Raw genomic sequence first — 10,841 nt, forward strand, 5'->3', positions numbered from 1 at the left:
CGTCGACGGGCAGCAGCGGGTGGACGGCGACGTCGTCGGTCAGCAGCTGCACGGTCGCGAGTCCGCACGCGTAGGGGAGCTCCGGCAGCGCTGCCGCCAGCGCGACCCCCGACGCGATGCCGACCGACGTCTCCAGCGCCGACGACACCACCACCGGCAGCCCGATCTCCTCGGCGATCCGGAGGCAGGCCCGCACGCCGCCGAGCGGCTGCACCTTGAGCACGGCGATGTCGGCCGCTTCCAGGTCGCGCACCCGGTAGGGGTCCTCGGCCCGCCGGATCGACTCGTCCGCCGCGATCGGCACGGCCACGCGTCGGCGTACGAGAGCCAAGTCCTCGACGGTCGCGGACGGCTGCTCGACGTACTCCAGCCCTCCCGCCGCCCGGTCCAGCACCGCGATCGCGGCGACCGCGTCGTCGACCGACCAGGCGCCGTTCGCGTCGACCCGGACCCGGCCGTCCGGCCCGAGCGCGTCGCGCACCGCCTCGAGCCGCGCCTGGTCGTCGGCCAGGGCCTGGCCGGGCTCGGCGACCTTCACCTTCGCGGTCCGGCAGGCGCCGCGGACCACGATCGCGTGGGCCACGTCGGGGCCGACGGCGGGCACCGTCACGTTCACGGGTACGGCGTCGCGGACCGGCGCGGGCCAGTCACCTGCCGCGGCCTCCTCCGCGCAGCGCAGCCACGGCTCGGCCACGCGCGCGTCGTACTCCACGAACGGGCTCCACTCGCCCCAGCCGGCCGGCCCCTCGACCAGCGCCGCCTCTCTCACGGTCAGCCCGCGGAAGCGGGTGCGCATCGGGATCGCGACCACCCTCATGCGTCGCTCCGGTCCCGTGACGGTCGCGGGGTCTCGTGACGGTCGCCAGGGCGACCTCCTCGACCACCGACGGAGCCGGCAAGCGCGAGCAGTGCCTGCCGGTCGGGCTTGCCGTTGGGGAGCAGCGGGATGTCGTCGACGACCACCAGCTGCCGCGGCGCCCAGGGGCGCGGGTGGGTCTGGGCAACCCAGTCCCGCAGCTCGTCCAGGATCGGCTCGGAAGCCGCTGGTTCAGGTGCGAGCGAAGCGAGCCTCGAAACCAAGGCACCCGGCACGACGAACGCGACCACCCGGTTGCCCCAGTCCTCGTCCGGCACGCCGAGCACCTCGGCGGCAGCGACGGCCGGGTGCTCGCGCAGCCGGGCGGCCACCGCGACCGCAGGGACGTTCACACCGCCGCTGACCACGACGTCGTCGAGCCGGCCGAGCACCACCAGCCGACCGTCCTCGTCGAACCGGCCGGCGTCGGAGGTGAGGTACCAGCCGTCGACCAGGGTCCGGGCGGTGAGCGCGTCGTCGTCGACGTACTCCTCGAAGAGGGTGGGTCCGGCGATCCTGATCCGTCCGCCGTCGCCGAGGGCGACGGCCACGCCGTCCAACGGCACGCCGTCGTAGACACATCCACCCGCGGTCTCGGCGGCACCGTAGGTCGCCACCACGCGGACGCCGGCAGCCGCTGCCTCCTGCCGCAGCGCCGGGTCGATCGGCCCGCCCCCGAGCAGCACCGTGTGCGCCCGGCGCAGCGCCGCCGCCGCGCCGGGATCGGCGAGCAGGCGGCCCAGCTGGGTCGGCACCAGGGAGACGAACCAGCCCTCGCCCGGCGGCCAGCCGTCCCCCTCCAGCAGCACCGGGTCGTGGCCCGCGACCAGCGACCGGACGACTACCTGCACGCCGGCGACGTACGTCGAGGGCAGCGCCAGCACCCACGGACCGGTCGCGCCGACCCGCCGCGCCGAGGCCGCGACGGAGGCGAGCACGGCGTCCCTGGTGAGCGCGACCCGCTTCGGCGCGCCCGTCGATCCGGAGGTGGCGACCACCAGACGTACGTCGGCCGGCCCGTCGAGCCACCCGCGCAGCTGGTCGACCACCTCGGCCGGCTCACCCACGGGCGTCAGGTCGGTCATGGGCTCGAGGCTAGGCCACCCCGTAATTGGGTGGCTCGCTGTCGGCGGCGTGGGGTGAAATGCGCAGAGTGACGACGACCGCCCTCCCGGGTGACCAGCGCGGGTTCTTCCGCCGTTTGATCCCTCCGACTCCGCTGTCGCGCCGGCTCGCGACGCAGTCGATGCTGTTCGCGACCGGCGAGAGCACGTTCATGACGGGGAGCGCGGTGTTCCTGACCCTCGTCGTCGGGATGTCCGCCGGCAAGGTCGGCATCGCCCTCACGATCATGGGCGTCGCGGAGTTCCTGTTCGCCTACCCCGCCGGGCGCGTGGTCGACCGGTTCGGCCCGAAGCGGATCTGGGCGCTGTCCACGGTGGGCCGCGGCGTCGTCTTCTGTGCCCTGCCGTTCGTCTCCGGGTTCCAGGAGTACGTCGCGGTCGCCGTCGTCTTCGCCCTGTTCGGGTCGCTGGGGGCGTCGAGCCACCAGGCCTACGTGCTCGACGTCCTGCCGCGCAACGAGCGGGTCGAGACCCAGGCCTACATGTACTCCTGGCTCAATGTCGGCCACACCCTCGGCGCCATGCTGGGCGGCATCGCGCTCGCGACCGACAGCCTCACCGTGATCCGGTGGACGCCGTTCTTCGCCGCGGCGATGATGCTCGCCAACGCGTTCTGGGTCTCGCGGCTGCCGGCAGCTCCCCACGACCTCCGGGTCGCGAGCGGTGAGCGCCGGGCGAAGCCCCCGGGCCCGGGGCCGATCCGCAACCTCGGCTGGATCCTGACCACGTTCTTCATGGGCGTGCTGTGGACCAACCAGGTGCTGCTCCAGATCGTGATCCCGCTGTGGCTGGTCGAGGCGACCGACGCCCCGCACGTCCTGCTGGCGTGGCTGTTCGGCACCAACACCGTGCTCTGCATCTTCCTGCCGGCCTACACGTCGAGAGGCGTGCGCAACCTCAGGGACGCGATGCGCTACACGTGGATCTCGTCGGCGTTCTTCATCGCGTCGTGCGTGGTCACGATGATCACGCACTCGACCGTCGGCCTGATCACGGTGCTGCTGGTGTGGCTGGGACACCTCACGGTGACGGGCGCCGAGCTGGCCATCTCGGGGGCGAGCTGGTCGTTCGAGGCCGAGCTGTCCGATCCGGCGCGGCGCGGCGAGTACCAGGGCGTCCAGGAGGTGAGCAGCGCGCTCGGCTTCCAGTGGGCTCCCGCGCTCTACACCTGGCTGGCGCTGTCGTGGGCGGGCGGCCAGGGCTGGCTGGTGATCGCCGGCATCATCGTCGTCGCGACCCTCGGGCTCGGCCCCTCGGTGCGGATGGCCGAGCGGTTCCGCGACGCGCACTTCCCACCCGAGGACGAGCCGACCCCCGGCGCCGGCGCCGGCGCGGATGTGGACCTCGCCGCCGAGCCGTCCTAAACTTCTCTTGATGTCAAGATATCTGCCCGAGCGGCTCCTCCGCCTCGCCGGACCGACCTCGCTCGTCCGTCGCCTGTCCGCCCAGTCGGTGCTGTCGGCCTTCGGCGACGGCGTGTTCCTCACCGGCAGTGCGGTCTTCTTCACCCAGATCGTCGGGCTGTCGGCCGCGCAGGTCGGCCTCGGCCTCTCCCTGTCCGGGGCGGCGACCTTCGCCCTCGCGGTCCCGCTCGGCAAGCTGAGCGACCGCTACGGCGCCAAGCGGGTCTGGGCGATCAGCTCGCTCGTCGAGGCGCTGCTCTACCTGGTGTGGCTGGCCGTCGACGGGATGGTCCCGTTCGTGCTGATGATGGTCGGGCTCGGGCTGGTGCAGACCGCGAGCCGCTCCTCGCGCAACGCCTACCGGTTCGACGTCTTCCCCCGCGAGGAGCGGGTCAGCTCCAACGCCTACTTCCGCGCCGCCCGCAACGTCGGCTACACCCTCGGCGCGCTGCTGGCCGGCATCGCGCTCGCGACCAACGACGACGACGTCATCCGGCTGGTGCCGGTCGTCACAGCCGGCCTGCTGGTGCTCAACGCTGCGCTGGTGTCACGGCTGCCGCGGGCCGCCCACCACATCGACACCGAGCCCCTGCTCGAGACGGCGATCGAGGCAGCGCTGCAGGGTGGCGAGCGGCAGAGTGCCTTGCGCAACCGCGGCTACGTCGCGATGTCGATCCTCGGCGGCGTCCTGTCGACCCACCAGATCCTGCTCAACGTCGTCATCCCGCTGTGGCTGGTCGAGGAGACCGACGCGCCGCGGGTGCTGCTGGCCTGGCTGTTCGGCACCAACACGGTGATGGCGGTGCTGCTGCAGGTCGCCGCCGCCCGCGGGATCACCACCGTCGCCGACTCGCTGCGCGCCCAGCGCCGGGGCGCGTTCTTCTTCGTGCTCTCCTGCGGCATCGTCCTGGTCACCCACGACACGGTCGGCTGGGTCACCATCGCCCTGGTCTGGATCGGACACGTCACCGTGACCGGCGCCGAGCTGTTCCAGTCCGCCGGTGAATGGGGACTGCAGGCCGAGCTGTCCGACCCGGAGCGCCGCGGCGAGTACCAGGGCGTCTCCCAGCTGGGCTTCACTCTCGGCTCGGTCTGGGCGCCCGCGCTCTACACCTACCTCGCCATGGAGCTGGGCACGCCCGGCTGGCTGATCATCGCCGCGATCGTGCTCGTCGCGGCGATCCTGATCCACCCCGCTGCCCGCGCCGCGGAGCGCCACCTGGTCGAACAAGGAATCGAGCAGCCTGCTTAGATCGCAGCATCATGGCGACCCCCTCCCACTGGCTCCAAGGCGCCCGGCCCCGCACCCTCCCCGCGGCCCTGGCCCCGGTGATCGCCGGCACCGGCGTTGCGGCGTACGACGGTCACGCGGTCTGGTGGAAGGCCCTGCTGGCGCTCGTGGTCAGTCTCGCGCTGCAGGTGGCGGTCAACTACGCCAACGACTACTCCGACGGCATCCGCGGCACCGACGACGCGCGGGTCGGGCCGCTGCGACTGGTCGGTTCCGGTCTCGCCTCGCCCGCGGCGGTCAAGCGCGCGGCGTTCCTCGCGTTCGGCGTCGCCGGCGCCGCCGGGCTGGTGCTCGCGGCGACCACCGCGTGGTGGCTGGTCGTCGTCGGCCTGCTGTGCGTCCTCGCCGCCTGGTACTACACCGGCGGTTCGAAGCCCTACGGCTACCTCGGGCTCGGCGAGGTGATGGTCTTCGTCTTCTTCGGCCTGGTGGCGGTGGTCGGCACGACCTACGTGCAGACCGAGACGTGGGGCGACCACAGCTGGGCCGCCATCGTCGCCGGCGTCGGCGTCGGCTCGCTCGCCTGCGCGATCCTGGTCGCCAACAACCTGCGGGACATCCCGACCGACACCGTGGCCGGCAAGGTCACCCTCGCAGTCCGGCTCGGCGACCGCCGTACCCGGACCTTCTTCGCCACCCTCGTGCTGCTCGCCGCGGGCGCCCTGGTCGGCGTCGCCGTGCTCACCACGCCCTGGGCGCTGCTCGGCCTGACGTTCCTGGCGCTCGCCCTGCCGGCCTGCCGGATCGTGCTGGGCGGCGCGGTCGGACCGGGGCTGATCCCGGTGCTGCAGCAGACCGGCCTGGCCGAGCTCCTGTGGGCGCTCGGCTGCGGCATCGGGCTCGCCGGAGCCTGAGTCAGTCGGCGTCTTCCTTGGCGCGCTCGGCCTCGAACTTCTCGCTGGCCTTCGCGGCCCGGCTCTCGACCTTGGCCGCGAACGCCGTGCGCTGCCGCTCGAGGAGGAAGTACGACCCCACGCCGCTGACGGCGAACGCGATGACGATGACCCACAACAGGGGCACGTCGCCGGTGCTGACGAACCAGATGCCGAAGATGATCGCGCCCGAGCCGAAGAACAGGCCGAGCCGCAGCAGGGTGTAGATCCAGAACTCCTTCACCCGACCAGGGTAGGTGGACTACCGGCAGTGTTCTCAATCCGTGACCCGGCGTGACCACCGACGGCCTACGCTGGGTGCGTGGGAAAGTTTCTGGTGGTCGTCCTGGTCTTCGCGGCCGTGACCTACCTGGTCACCCGAGCGCTCCAGGAGCGCGGCCCGGGTCAACGACCCAGCCTGCCCCGTCCCAAGCCCAAGCGGCCGAGCACGCCGCCGCGTCCGGCCGCCCCGGACGACGACGAGGAGTTCCTGCGCGACCTCGACCGCAAGCGGCTCAACCCGCCCGACGAGAGCTGACTAACAACGCCGAGTCGGCGCGTCTGTGCAGTCGTACGACGCCGAGTCGGCCCCTGTCGACACGAGCCGGGTCGGCGCCTCCATCGACGCGTAGGCGTGCTGGCTGGTGGACGAGAAGTAGTTCACGCCGATGAAGTTGAACCACAGCGTGGCGAGGCCGACCAGGGCGAGGATCGCCGCGTTGCGGCCCTTCCAGCCGGCGGTGGCGCGGGCGTGGAGGTAGCCGGCGTAGACCACCCAGGTGATGAACGCCCACACCTCCTTCGGGTCCCAGTTCCAGTAGCGCGACCACGCCTCGTGGGCCCAGATCGGCCCGGTGATGAGCACCGCGAAGGTCCACACGGGGAAGGCGAAGGCGTGCACCCGGTAGGCCAGCTTGTCGAGGGCGTCGAGGCCGGGCACCCGCCCCAGCCAGCCGGTCGCCTCGTCGCCGGCACGCATCTTGACGAGGTACATGATCGACGCGATGCCGCCGAGGGTGAACGCGCCGGTCGCGATCACCGCGGAGATGACGTGGATGACCAGCCAGTAGGAGTTGAGCGCCTCGCGCAGCGGCTGCACCGGCTCGTGCAGCCAGATGACCGCGACCATCAGCGTCGTCAGCACGAACGCGACGACCAGCGGCGCCATCCACCCGAGCTTGAGCCGACGGTACAGGCCGAGGTACATCACGGTCACGACGAACGTCCCCGAGATCGTGAACTCGTACATGTTGCCCCACGGCACCCGGTTGGGTTCGGCGGCCATGCCCCGCCCGACCAGTCCGACCAGGTGCGCGGCGGCCGCGATGCAGGTGAGGAGGAAGCCGAGCCGGGCGAGGAACGCGATGCGCTCCGCCGGCGTACGGCGCTCGGACACCTTCGCCGCGCCGCCGCCGGCCTCGTCCGCTGGTCGAGGAGGTTGCGCAGCAACCGTCACGAGACCGGCCTCCTGCTTGGCCGGCTGGCGCAGGGACGCCCACTCGACGAGGTGCACGAGCAGCGCGCCGAAGTAGACGAGCCCGGCCACCGCGACGGCCTGGTTGCTCAAGGTCTCCCATGCAGCGTCGGTCACGGGTGGGACTCCTTCTCGTTCTTCAGTACGGCGACCAGGTCGGTCAGCACCTCGGCCAGGTCGCCGTTGCCGGACCGGTCGAGGCCGGCGACCTCGACCACCGTCGTCGCCATTGTGTCCCCACCGTCGTCGGCCGCCACAGTCCGGGCACGCACCCAGACCCGGCGCGGCCGGATGAAGAGCGACGCGCACAGCCCGATCAGCGCGAGGATCACGCCGAGGAGGGCGACCTCCTTGCCGGGGGTCTGGCTGATCTGCACCCGGATCCACGGGTCGACCCGCTCGAGGGTCACCGACCCGAGCCCGTCGGGGAGGTCGATCGTCTCGCCGACCGACAGGTCGAGCCGCACCGGCTTGCCGTCGTCGTCGGTCAGCTGGGTGGCCTTGCTCTTGTCGAGCACGTAGACCGACTGGGACTCACCCGAGTCGAGCCCGAGGTCGCCGGTGTAGACGAGCATCGACACCAGGGGCTTGAGGGCGTCGGGGAACACCGAGACCGGGTCGCCGTCGTACAGCTCGAAGGTGGGGTAGAACAGGCCCTCGAGCCCGATCTGCTCCGGCTTCGCGGTGGGCGCCTTCACCACCCCGAACGACACGAACGACTGGTCCTGGGGCAGGAAGACGGTCGGTCCCGTCCAGGCGACCTCGCCCTCGCCGTCGCGGATGGTGATGATCGGCGCGTAGCCGTGGCCGATGAGGAAGACGTCGGTGTCGCCGATGGACAGCGGGTGGTTGACCCGCAGGTCGTACTCGTCCCGCGGGCCGTCGCCCTGCTGGTAGGACAGCGCGGCCTCGAACCCGCGCGCGGTGCCGGCGCCCGCGCCGCTGGTCAGCCACTCGACGTCGAAGTCCTCGACGGTGAAGTCGAACTCGTCGAGCTGCTGCGGGGTGAAGAGACCGCCGGGGTCGAAGTCGTCGTACTGGGTGAGGTTGTTGCCGAACGTCGACCCCTGCACCAGGATCACGCCGCCCTGGTAGCCGTAGAGCCCGCCGATCCCGAACCCGGCCAGCACCACCAGTACCGACAGGTGGAAGAGCAGGTTGCCGGCCTCGCGCAGGTAGCCGCGCTCGGCGCTGACCGCGTCGCCAGGGTCTCGAGACGGTTGCTGCTCAGCCTCCTCGACCACCAATGGGCGCAGCCGGTAGCGCTTGCCGAGCACCTCCCGGGCCCGGGCGAGCACCTCGTCCGGCGTCAGGGTCGTCTCGTACGACGTGTGGTCCGGGAGGCGGGAGAGGTTGCGGGGGGCCGGGGGCGGCTGCGCGCGGGACGCACGGGCGTAGACGAACAGCCGCGGGACGATGCAGCCCACGAGCGACAGCACCAGGAGCAGGTAGATCGCCGAGAACCAGATCGAGTCGTAGACCGAGAACAGGTCGAGCTTCTCGTAGATCGGGGTGAGCTTGGGGTGCTCGTCCTTCCAGCGCGTGACGGCGAGCGCGTCGACGCCGGTCTGGGGGACCACCGACCCCGGGATCGCCGCCAGGGCGATCAGCAGCAGCAGGACCAGGGCCGTCCGCATGGACGTGACCTGGCGCCAGGTCCAGCGCAGCAGCTCACGCGCGGTCAGCTCGCCCCGGCCGACCGGGCGCTCCCCGGGGGTGGTCACAGGATCGTCTTTCCGAAGTCGACCGTCTGGAGCTGAGCCCACTGCACCAGGTGGTCCCACCAACCGGTCACCATCGCGATCCCGAGGGCCACCAGGAACCCGCCGCCGACCCGCATCACCCAGACCTGGTGCCGGCGTACCCACGCGACGGCGCCGAGGGTGCGGCGGTAGGCCAGGCCCGCGACGATGAAGGGGATCCCGAGCCCGAGGGCGTAGAAGAGCGACAGCACGGCGCCGCGGGAGGCGGTGGCGTCGGTGTAGGTCAGGTTGACGATCACGCTGTACGTCGGGCCGATGCACGGCGTCCACCCGATCGCGAAGAGCGCGCCGATCACCGGAGCGGCGCCGAGCCCGACGGCGGGGATCTTGTGGATCCGCCAGTCCCGCTGCAGCCAGGGGACGACGCCGGCGAAGACGAGCCCGAGCACGATGAGGAGCGCCCCGAGCACGAGGGTGACCTCGTCCTGCCAGCCGCGCAGCGACGAGCCGACGCTGCCGAACGCCGCGCCGACCAGCACGAAGACGACCGCGAACCCGAGCACGAAGAGGAGCGAGCCGAGGAGCATCCGGCCGCGGTGCCGGGCCGCCTCGCCGGCCGCCAGGTCGGCCCCGGACAGCCCGGTCGCGTAGGAGAGGTAGCCGGGCAGGAGCGGGATCACGCAGGGCGAGAAGAACGAGACCAGCCCGGCGATCATCGCCACCGGTACGGCGAGCGCCAGCGACCCGGCCGCCGCCTGGCTCTGGAACCACTCACCCATCGGTGCCCTCTGCCAACAGGTCCTCGACGATGGTGACCACGGTGGTCTTCGACGGGATCTCGCCGCTGATCAGCGCGGCCACCCGGCCCTCCCGGTCCAGGATCGCGGTCGACGGCATCGAGGAGGGCCGGTAGCGGCCGAACTCGTCGAGCGTCTCGCTGCCGGGGTCGTAGATCGAGGCGTAGTCGACCCCGAGGTCGCGCTCGAAGGCGGCGGCGTTCTCGGGGGCGAGGTCGCGGATGTTGATGCCGACGAACTCGGTCTCGTCCGCAGGCAGCTCGGCCTCGGCGTCGACCAGCATCGGCATCTCCGAGCGGCACGGGCTGCACCCCGACCACCACACGTTGACGACGACGACCTGGCCACGCAGGTCGGCGAGGTCGAGGTCGTCGCCCTGGACGGTCTCGCCGCTCACCTCGACCGGGTCCTCCCGGTCCGCGGCGTCGACCTCGGTGACGTTGCCCGTGCCGGGCACGTAGTCGCCGTCGCCGGTGCCGAGCACGTCGGTGCAGCCGGCGAGGAGGAGCACGCCCAGCACGGGCAGCACGGCCCGGCGGACGACCCTGCGGACGATCATGCGGACGATGCTCAGGACTCCGGCTCCTCGGCGGGCAGCTCGCCCTCCGGGCGCAGCTCCTTGGGCGCGTCGCCCGCGGAGAACGGCGCGTGGCGGTCGCCCTTCGGGATCAGGTCGATGGCCGGCTCGTGGTAGCTGACCTGGGACAGCACGTCGCCGACGAAGTGGAACGACGTCACCGAGCAGAGCGTGCACTGGCGCCGGCGCGGGTCGTGCAGGAACGACCGGCCCTCGGCGTGGAGCCGGGTGGTCCAGATCGGCAGCTGGTGGGAGACGATCACGCCCTCGTGACCGGCCGCCTCCCGGCGTACGTCGTGGATGGCTGCCATCATCCGCGCGACGATCGCCTTGTAGGGCTCACCCCACGACGGCCGGAAGGGGTTGTAGAGGTGGCGCCACAGCAGCGGGTTGCGCAGGGCGTTGCGGCCCCGGCCGAAGGTGAGCCCCTCGAACTTGTTGGTGGACTCGAGCACCCGCTCGTCGAGCCCGACCTCGAGCCCGAGCCGGTCCGCGAGCGGCGCCGCCGTCTCCTTGGCACGCTCCAGCGGCGAGGAGCGGAGCACGGTGATGTCGCGCGCGGAGAGCGAGGCGGCCGTCTTCTCGGCCATCTCCCGCCCGAGGTCGGACAGGTGGAACCCGTCGCGGCGTCCGTAGAGCACGCCGTCGGGGTTGTGGACCTCCCCGTGGCGGACGAGGTGGACGACGGTGTCGGGGGTCCCCATGTCAGCGATCTCCTTGGCTTGCATCAGCAGCGGCGGGGGG

Annotated in this window: 12 protein-coding genes; 4 read left to right on the plus strand and 8 right to left on the minus strand. The window is 71.9% G+C overall.

Going from position 1 to position 10,841, the window contains the following annotated elements:
• Positions 1–817: o-succinylbenzoate synthase (locus tag H0488_RS18110; protein WP_183100640.1), on the minus strand; the 817-nt coding region annotated here is incomplete at its 3' end.
• The gene (locus H0488_RS18115) at positions 814–1,941 is read right to left on the minus strand and encodes an AMP-binding protein (protein ID WP_183100641.1); all 1,128 of its coding nucleotides are present in this window, start codon (positions 1,939–1,941) and stop codon (positions 814–816) included. The genes H0488_RS18115 and H0488_RS18110, both read right to left, overlap by 4 nt.
• A 68-nt stretch (positions 1,942–2,009) precedes the next feature.
• Between H0488_RS18115 and H0488_RS18120 the strand changes: the two genes are divergently transcribed.
• From H0488_RS18120 to H0488_RS18130, 3 genes are read left to right on the plus strand one after another with little or no spacing between them, the layout of a single operon-like run.
• Entirely contained in the window at positions 2,010–3,344 is a 1,335-nt protein-coding gene (locus tag H0488_RS18120) for an MFS transporter (protein WP_312856419.1), read from the plus strand.
• 10 nt (positions 3,345–3,354) lie between these two features.
• On the plus strand, positions 3,355–4,635 hold the full coding sequence (locus tag H0488_RS18125) for an MFS transporter (protein ID WP_183100643.1): 1,281 nt from the start codon (positions 3,355–3,357) through the stop codon (positions 4,633–4,635).
• 11 nt (positions 4,636–4,646) lie between these two features.
• Positions 4,647–5,528: a 1,4-dihydroxy-2-naphthoate polyprenyltransferase gene (locus tag H0488_RS18130; RefSeq protein WP_183100644.1), complete on the plus strand. Its 882-nt coding sequence runs from the start codon at positions 4,647–4,649 to the stop codon at positions 5,526–5,528.
• A gap of 1 nt (position 5,529) precedes the next feature.
• Here the strand turns inward: H0488_RS18130 and H0488_RS18135 are convergent, their stop codons facing one another.
• Positions 5,530–5,790 carry a DUF4229 domain-containing protein gene (locus H0488_RS18135; protein ID WP_183100645.1) on the minus strand — a complete coding sequence of 87 codons (261 nt, stop codon included), beginning with the start codon at positions 5,788–5,790 and terminating at the stop codon, positions 5,530–5,532.
• A gap of 78 nt (positions 5,791–5,868) precedes the next feature.
• Here H0488_RS18135 and H0488_RS18140 point away from each other — a divergent pair, with 78 nt between their 5' ends.
• Positions 5,869–6,084: a hypothetical protein gene (locus tag H0488_RS18140; protein WP_183100646.1), complete on the plus strand. Its 216-nt coding sequence runs from the start codon at positions 5,869–5,871 to the stop codon at positions 6,082–6,084.
• Here the strand turns inward: H0488_RS18140 and ccsB are convergent, their stop codons facing one another.
• From ccsB to H0488_RS18165, 5 genes are read right to left on the minus strand one after another with little or no spacing between them, the layout of a single operon-like run.
• Positions 6,085–7,137 (minus strand): c-type cytochrome biogenesis protein CcsB, encoded by a 1,053-nt coding sequence (gene ccsB / locus H0488_RS18145; protein ID WP_183100647.1) that lies wholly within the window; start codon positions 7,135–7,137, stop codon positions 6,085–6,087.
• Complete coding sequence (resB, locus tag H0488_RS18150; protein ID WP_312856420.1) at positions 7,134–8,744, minus strand: cytochrome c biogenesis protein ResB; 1,611 nt, start codon at positions 8,742–8,744, stop codon at positions 7,134–7,136. Before resB ends, ccsB begins: the two co-directional genes overlap by 4 nt.
• Entirely contained in the window at positions 8,741–9,502 is a 762-nt protein-coding gene (locus tag H0488_RS18155) for a cytochrome c biogenesis CcdA family protein (protein WP_183100648.1), read from the minus strand. The genes resB and H0488_RS18155 overlap by 4 nt, the downstream gene beginning before the upstream one ends.
• Positions 9,495–10,079: a TlpA disulfide reductase family protein gene (locus H0488_RS18160; protein WP_183100649.1), complete on the minus strand. Its 585-nt coding sequence runs from the start codon at positions 10,077–10,079 to the stop codon at positions 9,495–9,497. The genes H0488_RS18155 and H0488_RS18160 overlap by 8 nt, the downstream gene beginning before the upstream one ends.
• 11 nt (positions 10,080–10,090) lie before the next feature.
• Positions 10,091–10,825 (minus strand): histidine phosphatase family protein, encoded by a 735-nt coding sequence (locus H0488_RS18165; protein ID WP_183100651.1) that lies wholly within the window; start codon positions 10,823–10,825, stop codon positions 10,091–10,093.
• Positions 10,826–10,841: the final 16 nt, after the last annotated feature.

Origin of the sequence: Nocardioides pelophilus (genome assembly GCF_014180685.1) — a bacterium.
Lineage (GTDB): Bacteria > Actinomycetota > Actinomycetes > Propionibacteriales > Nocardioidaceae > Nocardioides > Nocardioides pelophilus.

Coding starts and splice junctions, on each gene's coding strand:
- H0488_RS18115 (WP_183100641.1), bottom strand. CDS start 1,941: ATGACCGACCTGACGCCCGTGGGTGAGCCGGCCGAGGTGGTCGACCAG.
- H0488_RS18125 (WP_183100643.1), top strand. CDS start 3,355: ATGTCAAGATATCTGCCCGAGCGGCTCCTCCGCCTCGCCGGACCGACC.
- H0488_RS18130 (WP_183100644.1), top strand. CDS start 4,647: ATGGCGACCCCCTCCCACTGGCTCCAAGGCGCCCGGCCCCGCACCCTC.
- H0488_RS18155 (WP_183100648.1), bottom strand. CDS start 9,502: ATGGGTGAGTGGTTCCAGAGCCAGGCGGCGGCCGGGTCGCTGGCGCTC.
- H0488_RS18160 (WP_183100649.1), bottom strand. CDS start 10,079: ATGATCGTCCGCAGGGTCGTCCGCCGGGCCGTGCTGCCCGTGCTGGGC.
- H0488_RS18165 (WP_183100651.1), bottom strand. CDS start 10,825: ATGCAAGCCAAGGAGATCGCTGACATGGGGACCCCCGACACCGTCGTC.